Below are 16861 nucleotides of genomic sequence, written 5' to 3' on the forward strand. Positions count from 1 at the left end.
AAAATTCTATAAAAAATAATTGATATTTTTTTGCTGAAAAATTTGCAGGTTTCAAAAATAGTCGTACCTTTGCACCGCATTAGAGAAGAATATAACACTCCTCCTTAGCTCAGTTGGTTAGAGCATCTGACTGTTAATCAGAGGGTCACTGGTTCAAGTCCAGTAGGGGGAGCAAAAGAAAAAGGCTTTACATTTCTGTGAAGCCTTTTTTGTTTACTATATTTTAAAGGTTATTTCATTCTATTCTTCACTCTTGAAGAGGCTACTAACGAGGCTAACAAGCCTAATACTACAATAGTAACCAATACAATAAGCGTATTCATAGGGGTAATGGCTACAGGATAAGCCAATGTAGGGCTTATCATTACTAAAGAGAATTGCTGTTGTAGCCATACTATTAGCGCCCCTAAAGCAATGCCTATAGTTGCCCCTACCACCGAAGCCATCGTACCTTGCCAAAAGAAGATTTGGCGCATTTGCCGCTGATTCATACCCAAAGCATAAAGCGTCTGCAGGTCGTCTTTTTTATCAAGAATCATCATAATAATAGCCCCTACAAGGTTGAATAACGCTATAATTAGCACTAAGATGAAAATAAGATAAACCGCTATATTCTCGGTGTTTAACATACGATAGAGCGCATCATTTAGCTGCACACGGTTCTTCACTATTACTGGTTGCTCAAAAGCGCGCGCAATAGCTTCCGTTGCTGTCTTTTCATCGGCTTGTGGTACTAACTTCACTTCGATAGCCGACACTTTATCAGGCGTTACTCCCAATAAAAAACGTGCTTCATCTAAAGATGAAAATACATATTTCTTATCTAAATCCTCCGTGAGTTGATAGATGCCTTGCACTACCGAAAAAGCTTGTCGATAAGGCATTGGGTCGCTTAGTATACTGCCTTTGCCTGCCTTGGGCACCACTATCTGCAAAGGAGAAGAGGCATCGGTAAGGTTTAAGCCTAATTTGTTGAAAATAGTACCTCCTACCACTACGCTAGGTGGGGTAAGCTGCCAGTTGCCGAGCACAATGATACTATCGATTTCATTGACTTTAGGATATTGCTCATCTACCCCTTTGATGTAAGCTATATGATTTTTCTGATTATGGGTGAGAAATACTTGCTCTTCGAGCACCTTAGTAAAGTGGGCTACTTGGCTAATTTGTTGTAGTTTAAGAGTATCTTGTGAGGTAAGTGAGAGGTATTTGCCTTTGGCTGGTAAGATTTTTAGGTCGGGGTCGAAAGTTGAAGAGAAAGAAAGGGTAAAATGCTTAAGACCCGCAAAACCTGCAAGGACAATAAAAAGGGCAGCAGCCCCAAGTACTACTACAAAGGCTGTTACCCTATTGATAATGTTGATAACATTCTGAGAACTTTTGGCGAATATATATCGCCTTGCTATATAAAAAATGGGGTTCATCGTTTCTATGTCATTTTTCTCTTGTAAAGCAACTCGCGATTTTCAATCGGGTTCTCTTCTTCTTTTAGTGATTGCTCTATACCTTCAATGTATTGTAAAGAATCATCAATATAGAAAAGCAATTCGGGCATACGTCTGAATTGGTGCTTGGTAATCTGCGATAGTTCGTGCTTGATAAGCGGACTGTTAGAGGTTACTCCTTTGAGCACCTCAGCTGCTTTGGCTTCAGGAAATACACTTAAATAGACCTTAGCTACCGATAAATCAATAGTAACGGTAACTTTAGTGACTGAAACTAAGAGGTTTTGCTGTCCTGCGTCGCGAATAGACTGCTGAAGGACTTTGGCTAATTCCTCTTGTATGATACCTGCTATTTTCTTCTGTCTGTTATTTTCCAAAACTTGTTGATTTTTAATATTTTCGGCAAAGATAAAACTTAATTAGCAAATGAGCAAATTTGCTTAATTACCGCAGCACCTTCCGAAGGGTAAGGGTTGCTAAAAATAGGTAAAGCAGGCATAACCCCCACATACCAAGCCAATAGGGCATAATGGTAGGCAAGGAGGCACCCATCTGGGTAATAGAGGTAAAGCCTTTCGCCCCTAAAGTAGTGGGCACAACATATGAGATGACGTTTAGCCACTCGGGCATCGCTACTGAAGGCCACGAAAAACCGGTAAGCATCATCGCTGGTAATGATGTGTACATAATGAGCATAATAGCGTCTTCTCTACGGCGGAGAAAGTTCAGCAAACAAAGCCCCATAAAGACTATTGAAAGGATAAAAGGTGTCATAAACACCATAGTGGTAAGCATCGTACTGCGCATTGGGATACCAAAAAGAGGCATTATTATCCCGAGAATTATGAGCAAAATGACCATAGAAAGACCTAAATAGGTAGTCGCTTTGCCCATCACTATAGGCAGTGCCCCCCAGAAGCTATTAGAATTGGGGTATATGCGGCGTAGCTTATTGCCCTCGCGCATCGTACCTCCGAGAATGCCCACCGCAGTGAGAATGGTAGTCTGAAAGATAATCACAAATACCATAGGGATAAGAAAGGTAGCATAGCCCGAAGAGGGGTTATATAGGCTCACTACCTTAGCACTTACGGGCATAGCCTCTTCGCGCGCTTGGGTAGGGAGTTTGCCTTGTGCTGAAGAGCGTTTCATCTCTACTCCTGCGTTGAGGTAAGTAGCTGATATTTTGGCTGCTGTAAGCACTTGCTTGTAATAGAGCATATAAGAGGCATCGGCATAGACAGATATAGAGGGTTGTTCGCCGCGTTGCAAGTCGCGTGAAAAGCCTTTAGGAACCGTAACTATACCACGTATTTTCTCCTGCTGAAAAGCCTTTTGTGCTTCAGAAAGATTTAGGTAACTACTATAGATAGCCACGCCGCTATTAGCATCAATCATACGCAAGAACTGGCGGCTTTGGGCAGTATTGTCTTCATCTATCACCCCTATAGGGAGTTTTTGTAGAGTCTCTTCAGAATAAAGGTAGGTGTACAAGAAAGAGACGGCAATAGCTACAATTACAAATGAAAAGAACACCGCTTTATCGCGGAATATATATTTGGCTTCCCAAAGCATAGCACGGGTAAAATCGGCTGAGCTTTGATATACATAACTTCTAAATTGTTTCATATCCTCCTGATTTTATTTTCTTTACAAACATAGGGTAGGCTACTATCAGTAGCAAACCAAAGAGCAACAATGCTAAAAGCGGTTGCCAAGTCATCTCTACAGGGATACCCTTGATAGCGCGATTCACATAATATTTCATAAAATGGGCATAAGGGAAGATTTGCGCTAAATACTGTATGCTACGAGGCAACCCTTCCATAGGAAAAGTATAAGCCGCAAACGAGAAAGCTATGGCGGTAAAGCCACTACCTACAGTGAGTGCTGACCTAAAGTTAGGCATAAAAGAGACAAGCGTAATACCGATAATCTGATATACTATCACTAAGGCAAAGGTAATAAGCACCACATTGAGCATCGGGATATGTAGAGGTGCGCCGATAAGTCCGAAGAGCAGATAATTCATCCACCACGCTACAAAGAAGAGGGCTAAGGTGTAAGGCAAGAGTTTCCCTACAAGAGCTTTTAGCGGACTGCCGCCTGCTCTTTTGAGCCATTGTTTGCCTCTGCGATAGCGGAACTCTATACCCAATACATACACGGTTACCATCATTACTATCATCTGAAACATCATAGGCAAAAAGGCCGTGAGCAGATAATAGGCATAGTTAGCATAAGGATTGTACAAAACGTGGTCGTCTACCTTTATAGGCTGGGCTTCCGCATATACCTTGTCGGTTTGTTGTCCTTTTTGCATTTTCTTTTTCATCACCAATCCAGCTGAGAAAGTACCTACTGTGGTCTGAAAATCCTTCTGAATAAGACTTGCCCCCAACATAAATTGGTTATTGGTATAGCAAATTACCGATTGGTTTTCGCCTTTGAAAAGTTTCTGCTGAAAATCGGCAGGAATGACAATAAAGCCCATTATCTGTTGTTGCTGAATAAGGCGTTGGGCTTCCTGCTCATCGGTGAGTTTGATTTTCAGGTCGATATTGGGCGTAGCATCAAGCATACGCAAAAGGTTTTCGGAGAGCTGACTTTGGTCGTAATTGATATACGCCATAGGCAGGTCGCGAGGAACGCCTTTGTAGAAAATAGCCGCAAAGAACCCAAAGATAATAAAGGGAAGCACCAAAACGTAAAACAGCCGTTTAGGTGATAGGAATAGGTTCTTGCATTCGGTTTTAAAGTATTTCATCGTATAATTTGAAAATTAGTTATATTTCTTCAGCGTCTTCTAAGTTTTCTATTAGGATAGGTTCTTTGTCTTTAAAGTGAAAAGAAACGCCATAAGGTTCGCAAAAGCTGAAACTACCTCTGGCAAAATGCAATATCCATTCTTTGTTGTCATAAAATAGGAACTGCGGACTTTCCAAAGGGACTTCCTGCAAGGGAACACTGAGCAATTGTTTTTCTTCTTCTGAAAGATGAAAGCCTTCTGAACATATCAGCAGTTGTTCTTGAAAATAAGAAAGTGCTTTGGCTACCAACTTATCTGCTCTGATAAGGATCTGTTCAATAAAAGCAATAGTATCAGGGGTGATGGTTCCACTTTTGCTAAACACAGAAAAAGGTAGCTGTAAAGTTTCTTTATAGAAATCACTTTTACACTGATATGAAGCCTCCCAAAAATACTCGTCTCCCACTTTTTGTGAGAAAGCAAGAGTGCCAAACTTGGTGGTATAATTAGATGTGTTCATTTTGTTAATTGGTGACTTATATCAATCATAGATATACAAATCTAAATCAATAGAACTGTTTAGTTTGCTTAGCAAATTGATAGTATTGTTTTCAAAAACTATTGCTGGAGCAGGTTCTTTATTTGTTTCAACTTTAAAACGCATTATAGATTTTAAATCGTTTTTCTGCATAAATGAAGCTATCTCCTCAATTCTTGGGGTTATAATTTTTTCAAGAGGCTTTAAACTATCTTCTACATAAAGAGATATAATATCTTTAAATGAATGTTGCCAAAATGTTTCTGTACTTATCCTAAATTTTAGTTTATCACCTTTGTAAGCAAATTCGGTAGGGGATATATTTATGATTTTGGAAAACTCATCTACATCAAACATATCGCCATAAACAATAAAAGTTAATTTACTTCGTGTCATTCTATTCCTAAGAGGTTTTAAGTTTGTTTTTTTCAAATTCAGCGATAGTGTTATCGATGATTTCTTTGAGTTGATAAGAGGCGATGCTCAGTGACATCTCTAAAAAGTCACCAACTTGGTGACTTTTTGTAAGCTCTTGATAATAAAATAAATACTTATATAATCACACTCTTCCATTTTTCAGGGTCTCTGTTTTCTGGCAAATACTGTTCTTTGATAGTATCTAATAGCCAGCGATCTTCTACAAGTTTGTATTTGTACTCACGTTTGTAATTCATTCCGGCATAGACCCTATCGGTAAAGATAGAGGCTTTTTTACCCGAGATTTGTACCTCAGTAATGCTTTCTTTAGAGGGGTCGTAGTTAGGAGGGAATCCGTGACTGGTGTATTCGGAACCACCATATTTGCGTTCGCGTTCGGTGATGTATTCCTTATAAATAGGGATACGGAGCTCGGTTTGCTTTTTGCAAAAGTCTTCCCAAGAGAGGGTTTTCTTTTTTTCCACTTCTTCTTCGTCAACTCTGTTGGCTTCTGTTTCCCAGTCGTACATCGCTTGTAAGAAAGCAGTGAAACGCTGGCGTAGGGTTTGTTCTGTTTCAGTCATTTTGAATAGTTGTTTTTTTAGTTATAGTCAAACAAAGATAGATTGCGAGTAAATCAATTATTTTAGAGAAATCAATGGATTAACATTTCTCTCTCTTTCTTGGGGACTTTAGCGAGTACTTGGTCGTAAGAGTGTTGTATCATCTCCTTAATAAGAGTGAGAGGCAAGTCTTCTAAAGAGACCGTATTCCAATGTTTTTTGTTGAGGTGGTAGCCCGCTACAATCTTATCGGGGTATTGCTCGCGGAGTTCTATCGCGCGCTCGGGGTCGCATTTGAGGCTCACCCGCAAAGGTCTTGTTTCTAAACTTGTAAGCGCAAATATGCGATTACAAATACGAAATACCAAAATATCCTCGTCAAAAGGCATATCCTCAGTAGCGTGAGTCAAAGACAAACAATATTCTCTGAGTTCTTCTAAGTTCATATTATTCAAAAATCTTATTAATCTGTACCGAGAGATTACCATAAACTCGTCAGGGGTAAAGATGTTTCTTTTTAGACATCGCTATATTCAAATTGTTTTTCTTCTTTTGGAATAGCAATAAACTTGCTACACAAAGTGTCGAACTCTTCTCGCGAAAGCAACCCTATATATTTTTCTGTGCGTTCTCTATCCTTAAATGTATAGGTGTAAGTAGATTCAAAAGTTTTTCTTTTATAAATGTCTTCTACTATTTTTGTTTGCTGTTCACTTAGATAAGGGCGATGAGTGCGGAGCATATTGGCTATTTCGGTATAAAAAGAATCGTCATCAGCAAGGAGTTCATCCATATATAACACACATTCTAACAATCCGTAGAAAATAAAATTCTGAAAGTTATCGGCTAGAACTTCTGCTTCGTTAAAATCGTGAGCAAATAGTACTACCCTAGGTTCAGAAAAAGGGTTTTCTTTATTATAAAATAAACAATAATAGTCGCCTGCTCCATTCTGCCCAAAAGGGATGAAGAGGTACTCAGGCTTAATTTTATAAAAACTTTCGGCACCGTGTAAGAATTCTATTTCTTCTGATATTTCAGAGAGTTCTAAAATTTCAAAATCCATACGCCCTTCTAAAAGTAATGGTGGATTATCTTTGATTTTAGGGTACTCAAGTTCGCGCCAACGAGGCCCAAATTGTCCCCAATTGAGCATACCATCCTCATAAAGCTGGTGATATAGCTTGGGGTACTGAAAACTATAAGTTTGTTCTATTTGTTGTAATGGGTTCATATTAATAATTTTTTATGCTACAAAAATGCTTGGTTTTCTGTAATTGCTGGTGCGATTGTGAGGCGAGTTCGGTCATTCTTCGCTTATCCTTCGCTCAACCTATAGACAAGGTAAACAATTACTTTTCATAAGTAGGTGCATTTTTAACCATTTTGTATTTTTTTCTTTCTCCCTCAATAGTGGCTACTACTTCAAAACCGAGTTTTGTATAAAGTCCTTTAGCTATGGGGTTGTCATCAAATACATTTAAACTAATGGAGCTAACATATTCCTCTTCAAAAAGCATAGAGATAAACAAGCGCATTGCCTCTGTGCCTAATCCTTTTCCTGTAAGCGAAGGATTGATAATAAACCTACCTATATGTACATTGTTATCCTCTACTCTTATTTTCTGAATCATTCCTATAAAGTTACCTCCTGCCTCAATACGAAAACAATGAGGCAAAGCATTGAGCGCTTCTATTGTAATAGGATAGGGCAAAGCATCGCCTGCCCATTGTTGCAAGAAATCTGTCCCTTTGCTATTTGTCCAATATATAATGGCTTGCTTATCTTTAGTTGATAGTCCTTCAGTTATTTTCACCTTTACTTTTTATCTTCTACTAACACCGACATTCCTGGTCTTAGGTCTTTTACTTTTTGGGTAGGGTAGGCTTTGATAGCAAAAGTTTTCTTGTCGAAGTCGCCTTTGCTTTTGGTAGCTGTCCAAGTAGCAAAATCGGCTTGTACAGCTATATGTTTTACCTCTAACTCTATCACTTGATTGGCAAGAGCAGGGACTATCCCTTTAAACTTGGTGCCTATCTTGAAATTAGCCATTTTATCTTCGCGGATGTTGAATACTACCCACTCGTCGCTGCTGTCGATGAGGTTCATCACAGGATAACCTGCATTTACGATTTCGCCTTCATTAGGAATGATAGTCTGTATCTCGGCATCGGCAGGGGCAAATACTTTAGCCCCCTCTTTATAAGCATTTACCTCTGTAATAACCCCTTGCGCTTGGGCAACAAGTGCTTGTGCTGCCGTTTTATCCTCTACACGAGCTCCGTTTTTAGCCATTTCGTACTGCGATTCAGCTGCCTCGGCTTGCTTTTGTAGGGCAATCATCTGGGTGTATGCCTCGTCTTTCTTTTGAGCAGGTAATACTTTTTCATTATAGAGGTTGCTTACGCGTTGATAGGTTTTCTCAGCCAACTCGGCAGCTGCTTTTGCTTGTTGCCATACGTTGTACGCCCCTCGTATCTGCTCAGTACGCGCTCCGCTTTGGGCTTTGTCAGACTGGGCTTGCGCTGCCATACGCGCTGCTTGGGCTTGTGATAGCTTAGCATCGAGTTCGGTGCTCTCTAGTTCTAAAAGCAAATCGCCTTTGCGCACTTGGTCGCCTTCTTGCTTATAAATAGCTTTTACCCTACCAGGTACTTTTGGAGCAACGTTGATTTGTTTGGCTTCTACCTGACCTTGCAAGTATACGGGCTCGCGGTCGCTAAAGAAGTAAATAGAAAGAATGAGTACTACCGCAAATACGGCAATAGTGATAATAAGTCCGGTGATGTTTTTCTTTTTCATCTTGTTATAATTATAGTATATAGCGTATTTTGAATTATTAGTTATTTGATCATTGAAGTAAATTTATCGCTCATTCCGCAGGTCTCGAGAAGTTGAGCGAGGGTTTTGTCCATTTCAAAAAGGGCTTGATAACGTTTGATTTTAATAGAAGCCAAATAGAGGTTCGCATCGGCTACATCAGTAGAGGTGGAGAGCCCTTCGGCAAAAGCCTTATCGCGAGCGCGCACCAATTCTTCAGCAAAGCGCAAACTCTCTTCTAAACTGAGGTATTGTTCGCGTTGCTTCTCTATCTCGGTATATTGTTTCTTTACCAAGGTTTGTACGTCTTTTTCAGCCTGAGCGGTGATGAGCTCTACACTCTCGCGTAAGGCTTTGGCTTGGGCTATTTTGTGCTTATCTTGCAATCCGTTGAAGAGATTCCATTGCAACCCTACTCCTACTACCCAATTATCGGGTTCGGTAAGTGGTAGATTTTCGCTCCACAAGTATTTCTTGCCTACTACAGCTACATCGGGTAGGTAGGCGGCTTGCTGTGCTTTGACGCTTTGGGTAGCCATTTGGGCTTTTATCTTCGCTTGCACTATAGCAGGATAGTGCTCTTTGGCTTGCTGTTGGTAGTATTCGAGCGGCTGTAGCGGTGCTACCTCAAAAAGTTCGGTGGTAAGGGCTGTAAGAGGTTGCTCAGCTATGCCCATTACGCCATACAGAGCTGTCTGCGCTAACTGCATATCTTTTTCAGTTGCCATCACCTCGCGCTGAGCATCGGTAACAGCTTTCTTGGCTTGTAACACCTCTACTGAAGCTATCATACCATTCTTTTCGAGCTTTTGAGCATTCTCGTAGTGATGTTCTGCTGTAGATAGCGACTTCTGGCGAACTTCTAAAGCCTTTTCAGCTAACTGACGTTGAAAATAACGTTCAGCTAACTCGCTTATTAGTACATTTTCGGTTTTTTGGCGTTCTACTGTTGCCATTTCAGTATTGAGTGTGCCTATTTTATTAGCGACTCTCACCTTTCCGCCAGCAAAAAGTACCCATTTGGCATCGGCACTTATCTTCCAAATGTCTTGTTTCTGAAACTCATAGCGCCAATCTTGGGCAAAGAGGGGTTGCACCCTTCCGAGTAAAGGGGTGAATAATGGGCGCATTGTAGGCGGTAGCTGGGTAGCAAAGCCCTGCAAGCCACTTTTCAAAGGCGCTTTATTATCATTAAAATCTAGCGATAAGGGGTCGGCGAGGTGCATATAGCTTGCATTGAGGCTCAGTTGTGGCAAGTAAAGCCCTTGATAGGCTTTTTTGCCCTCGGTAGCTGCCTCAGTTTGTTTCTCTATCCCTTTGAGTTTTTGATTGTGATTTTGCATCCGGTCTAAGGCTTCAGTCCACGAAAGCGACTGTGCCCACATAGGGGCAGAAAATAAGCAAGAAAATGATTCGTATAAGATAAGTCTCTTCATAAAAACTTTTACTTTTGTTTGACGGGGCAAAATTACGGCGTTTTTCTGAAAGAGAGGCTATAAAAAAAGGGAATGTTTTTAAGATAGAATAAAAAATTACATTTCAGGCAAGTATTTCCAATAGCGTTTGGGAAGATTACGCATTTGGTATCGCTGGTTTTTGCGTTCTTTGATGTTGATATGCTGAAAGTAAGTGCGCCATAGTGTTTCGTAGCTTTCATAAGCTACCGCTTGGGTAATACCAAAGTGCTTATCAGCTGGGGTAAAGTGCGTAACCGACCGCAGGTCGTAAGCAAAGCCATAGAACCGCTGGGGGTCATAAAGCACCCATTTTTGGTCTGAAAACCGATTGCGAAAATGAGGCACTACCAAGGGTAATACATCAAAAAAAGGAGTGATTTTAGCAAAGTATAAGTCGCCTACCTGCTCGAAGCGCACAAACTCTTTCATACGATGTACTTCGCGCCCTACGCTTTTAGCAGCCTTGCGAATGCTGAGGATAGCAGGATGTGCAAAGTTAGTCAGCACATTGTCTGTAGGGTGCTTGAGTATAAGCTGCACCGCCTCTAAAAGACTATTTTCCATCCCCTCTTCTTCTGAGACAAAGGCGTACAGAAGGGTCTGCACCCCCTCTTTTCCTACAAGACTTTCTAACTTAGTAAACACTCGCTGTGCCTTAGCGGCATCGGTATATATAGGCACTTCCTCACCAAAAAGAATAGGCGTAAAGCGCTGCTCGCTGATAATCTTTACCTGCTCATAGCGGTACTCGAATACGGTGAAGATAGCCGTGAGCAGTCCTTCGAAAGTATGGTCGTAGATTAGGTATTTCAAAAGAGAAAGCGATTAGAAAAGTGATAACTGGCCTGTAAAAAGCTGTTTGTGTTTGCTATGACTTTGACTAAGTAGCAAGCCGCGCAATCGGAGAGGGTCTATGGTACCAGCCAAAGGAGTAGCCCCACTGCAGGTAATGAAATACTTTGCTCGGCTTAGGGTAACCCCCATTTTCTTCAGGTCGTAATAACTAAGTGTCTGAAACTTGCGTGCCATCAGTATCTTCTGTACTGAGCGAACCCCTACACCGGGTATGCGCAGCAGCATTTCGCGAGGGGCTTGGTTGATATCTATAGGGAATAGGTGCGAGTTGCGCAAAGCCCACGCCAGTTTAGGATCTATTTCGAGGTCTAAGAAAGGCTGGCGCTCGTCTACTATTTCATTAGGAGCAAAACCGTAATAGCGCATCAGCCAATCGGCTTGGTAGAGGCGGTTTTCGCGCACTACCGGCACTTGTGATTGTAGCGATGGCAACCTACTGTCTTGCAACACTGGCACGTAACCAGAGTAATACACTCGCTTCAAGGCTAACTTCTGATACATATAGTCGGCTACGTGTATGATTTTTTGGTCAGTTTCATTCGTAGCCCCTATAATCATCTGGGTAGTCTGTCCGGCAGGAGCAAACTTAGGAGCGTGTTTGTACTTCTGCTTTTCAATAGTGCTGATAGCCAACTCGTTTTTCACAAATTCGACATTAGAGAGCATTTGCTTATGATCTTTCTCAGGAGCGAGGAGTTTCAAGCCCTCTTTAGTAGGAATTTCTAAATTGATAGAAAGCCTATCGGCATACAAGCCTGCCTCTCTGATGAGTTCATCGCTAGCACCTGGGATTGTCTTCAGGTGGATATACCCGTTGAAACGCTCTTCTAACCGCAGCTTCTTAGCCACACGCACCAAGCGCTCCATAGTAGTATTAGGGTCTTTAAATACACCTGAGCTGAGGAAAAGTCCCTCTATATAATTTCTTCGGTAGAAATTAATCGTCAAATCGACAATCTCTTCTACAGTAAAGGCAGCCCGCTTGATGTCGTTAGAGCGGCGCGATACGCAGTACACACAATCATAAATGCAGTGATTGGTAAGCAAAATTTTGAGCAAAGAGATACACCTGCCGTCTTCGGTAAATGAATGACAAATACCAAAAGCGGAGGTGTTGCCTAAGTCGCCTTTTACTCCTTTGCGGTTACTACCACTACTAGAGCAAGAAACGTCATATTTAGCTGCATCAGCCAGAATGGCTAATTTCTCTTTTATACGTTCAAAATTCATTAGAATATCGTTTCGAGTGCTTCTAACAGAGGTGCGTTCTTATCTTTCTCTGAGAGCAATACATCTGCTATAGGCAGTTGCCAATCGATGTTGATAGAGGGGTCGTCCCAACGCACACTCCCTTCACTCTGGGGGGCATAGTAGTTATCGCATTTGTACTGAAAGATAGCCTCATCACTCAATACTGCAAATCCGTGTGCAAAACCTTGAGGTACAAAAAACTGCCTTTTGTTTTCCTCAGTAAGTAGTACCGATTCGTACTGCCCAAAGGTAGGTGAGTTGCGACGTAAATCTACTGCTACGTCTAGCACTTTGCCTTTCACTACTCGCACTAATTTAGATTGTGTGAATGGTGGTTTCTGAAAGTGAAGTCCGCGCAAGACACCATACGATGATTTCGATTCGTTGTCTTGCACAAAGGTAATAGGGGCTACTTGCTCATTAAATCGCTGTTGCGAAAAAGACTCAAAAAAGTAGCCTCTCCCATCAAAAAACACTTGGGGCTCAATAATCACTACCCCTTCAATCTTTGTTTTAATAACTTTCATAATTCAAAATTCAATTTTCTTATTTCTTACCTCCTGATTTTAGCTGATTTATTTTATCTGTTATCAAATCGCCGGTGATAAAATCTATATCTTGCTCTGTATACGCCTTTTGGTACGTTTTCAGCGCCTTTTTATAATCGGAGGTTTTCTCATAATATTCTGCCATAAAGTAGCTTGGCATAGCTGTTTTGGCATAGCCATTATCCTCTACGTATTTTGATAGTTTCTTGAGCGAAGGCCAATCAGCAGCGCCTTTTATGGCGGTATAATCTGCCATTATATCATTAAGTGTTGGCTTTTTCTTAACCCCAAAATACTCCTCAATTGTATTGTACTTATTTTCTAAATACTCAAAAATACCACTGTTAAGCGTCTCCATTTTGGTTTTGAATTCTTTGCCGCCTATAGGTTTATATACATCGAAGCACTTATCAAAAGCTTCTGCTAATCCTTCTAACTTAGCGCGATTGACAGCCTCCCCCTTCATATCAGAAAAATAGTATTGTACCGATTCGTGGGCAGGGGTAGAACGCATCGCTTGCTGAAAACGAATAGCTGTGTCGTAATTCAACTTGTTTTCTACATCGGCAACTGCCATATAGTAAAACATACGCTTCTTAAATCCTAATGCTAAGGCTTCAGCAAACTGTTCCCCCATACGTGGTATGGTTACAGGATTGAGGCTGACGTACATATTAAACACTGGCTTTTCTGACAGCATATAGTAGTTGATGAGAAATCCTGCTGCCTCAGCCCCTATAATACCTTTCATCTCGGCTATAGGGAATTTCCCCTGCATATAAGGCACCAATTCGGTAGAGATAAACTCAAAGAAACGTGCAGATTCATTCATCGGGCGGGCTACCTCATCGATGATAGCTACATCTTCTAATTTTGTACCAAACACCCCTACGATGATACATTTGGGCATCTCTTGGTACTGCTCATAGTACTTAGCCATTGTGATAACAGGCTCTAAGAGCGTTTCGGCATCGAGTACTACCAATAGCGGATAGCTTTGCTTATCAGAGTAGTTAGCAGGTTTGTAAATACCTATTTTCTGCGAGCGGTTTAGCTTGCCAGACGAGAAGTTTTCTGTCGTAAATTGGGCAAAAACATTAGGTAGTGCCAATAGCACTAACAATAGGGTACTGATTTTTTTCATTGCTATAATTTATTTGTTAAGACAGCACAAATAACGCTAAAAAACAGCATATAGCAAAGTTTTATTCTCTATTTAACTAAACTTTAACGCTTCAGACAGCTACTGCTGCTTTGATAGTAGGGTAAGGGTCGTAGCCCTCGAGTCTGAAATCAGTATAATTAAAAGCAAAAAGGTCTTTTACAGCAGGATTGAGGTGCATAGTAGGCAAGGGACGCGGTGTACGGCTAAGCTGCAGGGCTACCTGTTCGCGGTGGTTGTTGTAGATATGTACATCGCCAAAAGTATGCACAAAATCGCCTAATTGCAGGTCGCACACCTGTGCCAGCATCATCGTTAGCAGTGCATACGAAGCAATGTTGAAGGGCACCCCCAGAAATACATCGGCACTGCGCTGGTATAGCTGACAAGAGAGTTTGCCATCGGCTACGTAAAACTGAAACAAAGCGTGACAAGGAGGCAAGGCAGCCTTGCCATTGGCTACATTCTCTGCAAAACTCTTGCGAGTATCGGGTAGCACGGAAGGATTCCAAGCCGATACAATAATACGCCTGCTCTCAGGGTTGTGCTTTAGGGTATCGACTACTGCCTTGAGCTGGTCGATTGCCTCGCCATTCCAGTTGCGCCATTGGGCTCCGTAGACGGGACCTAAGTCGCCATTAGGGTCAGCCCACTCGTTCCAGATGCGCACCCCGTGTTCATTGAGATAGCCGATATTAGTATCGCCCTTTAAAAACCAAAGCAACTCATAAATTACTGACTTGAGGTGTATTTTTTTGGTAGTAACTAAAGGGAAACCCTCATTGAGGTCGAAGCGCATTTGGTAACCAAATACACTGGTAGTACCTGTGCCGGTACGGTCGTCTTTAGAATAGCCATTGGCTAAGATATGTCGTAAAAGGTCTTGATATATTTTCATTAGTACAATAAATATGGGCGGCAAAAGTACTCACTAATTAGCAAATCAGCAAATCAAAAATGAAAATTGACTTGCACCACTCCTATTTTAGCCAATCGGCTTTCCCAAGTATCGCTTTGCGCATTAGGGTCGAAACTCCTACGGTCGCGGCGTATGTTATATTTCAGAAAGAAACCCGGTTCAGTAGCTATAGAAAAGTTCTTACTCAGTTTGTATTGTATGCCAAAAAACGGATTCACCGCTATGCTGGTGAAGTATTGCTGACGGTCTTTGTAGTACAAATGGCGCGCCCATACATCTACACCATAGTAAAAGTGCCAACGTTGATAGTTTTTGTATAGGTGGTCGACTCCTACTTTTAGGGCAACCTCATAAAGGCTGTCTGTTTGGTTATGAGCACTATAGTCCCCCCCTACTCTATACGCCCAAATAGGACTTTTTAGGTATCGGTATTCTAATAAGAAAGTGTTACTATCGCTGGGAAAAGCTGCATTAACAAAGCGCGAAAGCCCTATACCTATCTGGTGCCTTGGGACAGTGGTTAGGCTATCAGCAGGTGTAAAAATAGCATTGCCCTCTTGAGCGAGAGCAATGCCATTAGTTATAATAAGTAAGATAAATACTATCTTTTTCATATTTTAGTCTTTGAAAAAGCGCTTGAATATATTTTCTACTTTCTCTTCAAAATCTTCTATATAGCTTTCGGCTCTTTGTTTAGAACCATCAGAGAAGATAAAGAAAAGGTCTGAATCGCCTCTGTTGTCTTCTTCTACTTTCACATCGGCTACTTTTCTGTTGTTTTTGTAAAGCTCTGCTTTAAAGTAAGTATTGAGTTCAGCTCCTTCCAAATCGGCTAATTTCTTTCCTGCTTTATGTACTGATTTAACATCAACATTTGCTATTACTTGGAATTTATCTTGGAAAGCTACTACATTGATAGATTCTACTGCTTCTTCAAATGATGTAAAGCTATCTAAATTATCAGAAGTTAGTTTTATACTACCCACTAATCCGGTAGCACAACCTTGTGGCGAACTAAAATTGAAGTTAAGCGTATAGATAGTTGGCTCTTTCTTAGCTAATTTGATAGTAGTAGTAAACGGATTGGTAAAGATAGCCAAATCAATAGCAGTAGGCATAAAACCTTCACCTAACTTTTTGTACTCTACATTGCGAAGCGTTACCTCAAGCTGTTTAGTATTATCTACTGAAATGAAAAGGTGCGCTTTTTTGGGTAGATAAACATTCTCATTATCTTGATTTATTACTAGTTCATCTTGATAACTATCAATCTCGGCACGTGCATTGTTAGTAGTGCTGGTAGCTGTAGCAGGAAATATAAGAACTATTTTTGCGGTATTAGCTTCTTTTGTCCAACTATTAGTTACATTGCTCCAAGTATAAGTACCTTTAAAGCTGTTGAAATCAAATCTTTTATTATCATCTAACGCTGTAAATAGCCCCTGATGTTGGTGTTCAAACTGGTCTGCCAATTTACCAAACCAAGCTTGGTTTTGCCCCGGTGCTTTGGTAATAGTGTTATAAAGAAAGTTAGCAAAACCACCATCGTTAGCTTTCTTGAGGCAGTCGTAAAAGTTGTCCATTGTAGCTTTTACTTCTGTCTTGGCTTCCTCAGCTGAATACGCAGGCGCATCGGTATTGTTGTCGTCTTTACCACAACCTATAAGAGCTGCGATAGCTAAAATACTGAATAAAATTTTTTTCATACGATTGATATTTTATATTTTCGGGGCAAAGGTACAAAATAATTTGCTAATTTGCTAATTTGGTTGATGGGAGGATTGGGAGGGCTGAGAGGTGTGCGATGGGGATAGTATATTTTTCTGGTTTTGAGAGGATAATTAGATGCTTATTTTTCGGTGAGCTTTCGCTTATCCTTCGCTCATCCTAAAGGGTAAGTATATTCTTTGTAAAGGGAAGCTATAGAAGATATTTTTTCATTAAAAAATTAGCAAATTAGTAAATTGAGAAAATCTCTGATTTACTAATTTGCTAATTCAGTAATTTGTTGTTTTTATTCGTTATTCGCTGGGTACTAATATCGTTTCACCACTTTCGGTCTCGTACATTACGCCCAAACGTTTTCCTTTTTTCTGAGGCGATGAAGCATCGGGGGTAGCCCCTTGTACCGTTTTG

19 protein-coding genes and 1 tRNA gene are annotated in these 16861 nt (G+C 40.8%); 1 reads left to right on the plus strand and 19 read right to left on the minus strand.

The genetic code is table 11. From position 1 onward, the window contains the following. Positions 1-98 precede the first annotated feature (98 nt). Positions 99-172, plus strand: a tRNA-Asn gene (locus tag HMPREF9074_RS05205). Between the two features lie 58 nt (positions 173-230). Here the strand turns inward: HMPREF9074_RS05205 and HMPREF9074_RS05210 are convergent. The 19 genes from HMPREF9074_RS05210 to HMPREF9074_RS05300 form a co-directional block, all read right to left on the minus strand. After that, positions 231-1424: an ABC transporter permease gene (locus HMPREF9074_RS05210; RefSeq protein WP_009391014.1), complete on the minus strand. Its 1194-nt coding sequence runs from the start codon at positions 1422-1424 to the stop codon at positions 231-233. 5 nt (positions 1425-1429) lie between these two features. Next, positions 1430-1822, minus strand: coding sequence for a 30S ribosome-binding factor RbfA (gene rbfA, locus HMPREF9074_RS05215; RefSeq protein ID WP_009391013.1), 393 nt, complete (start codon positions 1820-1822; stop codon positions 1430-1432). A gap of 67 nt (positions 1823-1889) precedes the next feature. Continuing rightward, on the minus strand, positions 1890-3074 hold the full coding sequence (locus tag HMPREF9074_RS05220) for an ABC transporter permease (protein ID WP_009391012.1): 1185 nt from the start codon (positions 3072-3074) through the stop codon (positions 1890-1892). Continuing rightward, entirely contained in the window at positions 3061-4212 is a 1152-nt protein-coding gene (locus HMPREF9074_RS05225) for an ABC transporter permease (RefSeq protein ID WP_009391011.1), read from the minus strand. Before HMPREF9074_RS05225 ends, HMPREF9074_RS05220 begins: the two co-directional genes overlap by 14 nt. Positions 4213-4231: 19 nt before the next feature. After that, a complete protein-coding gene (locus HMPREF9074_RS05230) occupies positions 4232-4714 on the minus strand; it encodes a hypothetical protein (protein WP_009391009.1) in 483 nt (160 codons plus the stop codon). A 21-nt stretch (positions 4715-4735) separates the two neighbouring features. Next, entirely contained in the window at positions 4736-5164 is a 429-nt protein-coding gene (locus HMPREF9074_RS05235; RefSeq protein ID WP_232297125.1) for a DUF4279 domain-containing protein, read from the minus strand. A 119-nt stretch (positions 5165-5283) separates the two neighbouring features. Next, entirely contained in the window at positions 5284-5733 is a 450-nt protein-coding gene (locus tag HMPREF9074_RS05240) for an NTF2 fold immunity protein (RefSeq protein WP_009391007.1), read from the minus strand. Positions 5734-5804: 71 nt separating this feature from the next. Further along, positions 5805-6158, minus strand: a complete 354-nt coding sequence (locus HMPREF9074_RS05245) for an MmcQ/YjbR family DNA-binding protein (protein WP_009391006.1) — start codon at positions 6156-6158, stop codon at positions 5805-5807. Positions 6159-6229: 71 nt separating this feature from the next. Further along, positions 6230-6946, minus strand: coding sequence for an SMI1/KNR4 family protein (locus HMPREF9074_RS05250; RefSeq protein ID WP_009391005.1), 717 nt, complete (start codon positions 6944-6946; stop codon positions 6230-6232). A 118-nt stretch (positions 6947-7064) separates the two neighbouring features. Beyond that, the gene (locus tag HMPREF9074_RS05255; RefSeq protein ID WP_009391004.1) at positions 7065-7529 is read right to left on the minus strand and encodes a GNAT family N-acetyltransferase; all 465 of its coding nucleotides are present in this window, start codon (positions 7527-7529) and stop codon (positions 7065-7067) included. A 2-nt stretch (positions 7530-7531) separates the two neighbouring features. After that, positions 7532-8515 carry an HlyD family secretion protein gene (locus tag HMPREF9074_RS05260; protein ID WP_009391003.1) on the minus strand — a complete coding sequence of 328 codons (984 nt, stop codon included), beginning with the start codon at positions 8513-8515 and terminating at the stop codon, positions 7532-7534. A 41-nt stretch (positions 8516-8556) separates the two neighbouring features. Beyond that, on the minus strand, positions 8557-9969 hold the full coding sequence (locus tag HMPREF9074_RS05265) for a TolC family protein (protein WP_034539897.1): 1413 nt from the start codon (positions 9967-9969) through the stop codon (positions 8557-8559). A gap of 96 nt (positions 9970-10065) precedes the next feature. After that, positions 10066-10803 carry a TIGR03915 family putative DNA repair protein gene (locus tag HMPREF9074_RS05270; RefSeq protein WP_009391001.1) on the minus strand — a complete coding sequence of 246 codons (738 nt, stop codon included), beginning with the start codon at positions 10801-10803 and terminating at the stop codon, positions 10066-10068. 12 nt (positions 10804-10815) lie between these two features. After that, entirely contained in the window at positions 10816-12075 is a 1260-nt protein-coding gene (locus HMPREF9074_RS05275; RefSeq protein ID WP_009391000.1) for a putative DNA modification/repair radical SAM protein, read from the minus strand. Further along, positions 12075-12623, minus strand: coding sequence for a dTDP-4-dehydrorhamnose 3,5-epimerase (gene rfbC / locus HMPREF9074_RS05280; RefSeq protein WP_009390999.1), 549 nt, complete (start codon positions 12621-12623; stop codon positions 12075-12077). Before rfbC ends, HMPREF9074_RS05275 begins: the two co-directional genes overlap by 1 nt. A gap of 19 nt (positions 12624-12642) precedes the next feature. Beyond that, positions 12643-13788, minus strand: coding sequence for an alpha/beta hydrolase (locus HMPREF9074_RS05285; RefSeq protein ID WP_009390998.1), 1146 nt, complete (start codon positions 13786-13788; stop codon positions 12643-12645). A 91-nt stretch (positions 13789-13879) separates the two neighbouring features. Continuing rightward, positions 13880-14704 (minus strand): thymidylate synthase, encoded by an 825-nt coding sequence (locus tag HMPREF9074_RS05290; RefSeq protein ID WP_009390997.1) that lies wholly within the window; start codon positions 14702-14704, stop codon positions 13880-13882. Between the two features lie 53 nt (positions 14705-14757). Continuing rightward, complete coding sequence (locus tag HMPREF9074_RS05295; RefSeq protein ID WP_009390995.1) at positions 14758-15339, minus strand: hypothetical protein; 582 nt, start codon at positions 15337-15339, stop codon at positions 14758-14760. A 3-nt stretch (positions 15340-15342) separates the two neighbouring features. Next, on the minus strand, positions 15343-16431 hold the full coding sequence (locus tag HMPREF9074_RS05300; RefSeq protein WP_009390993.1) for a hypothetical protein: 1089 nt from the start codon (positions 16429-16431) through the stop codon (positions 15343-15345). Positions 16432-16861 lie beyond the last annotated feature (430 nt).

This window comes from Capnocytophaga sp. oral taxon 329 str. F0087 (genome assembly GCF_000213295.2).
GTDB lineage: Bacteria > Bacteroidota > Bacteroidia > Flavobacteriales > Flavobacteriaceae > Capnocytophaga > Capnocytophaga leadbetteri_A.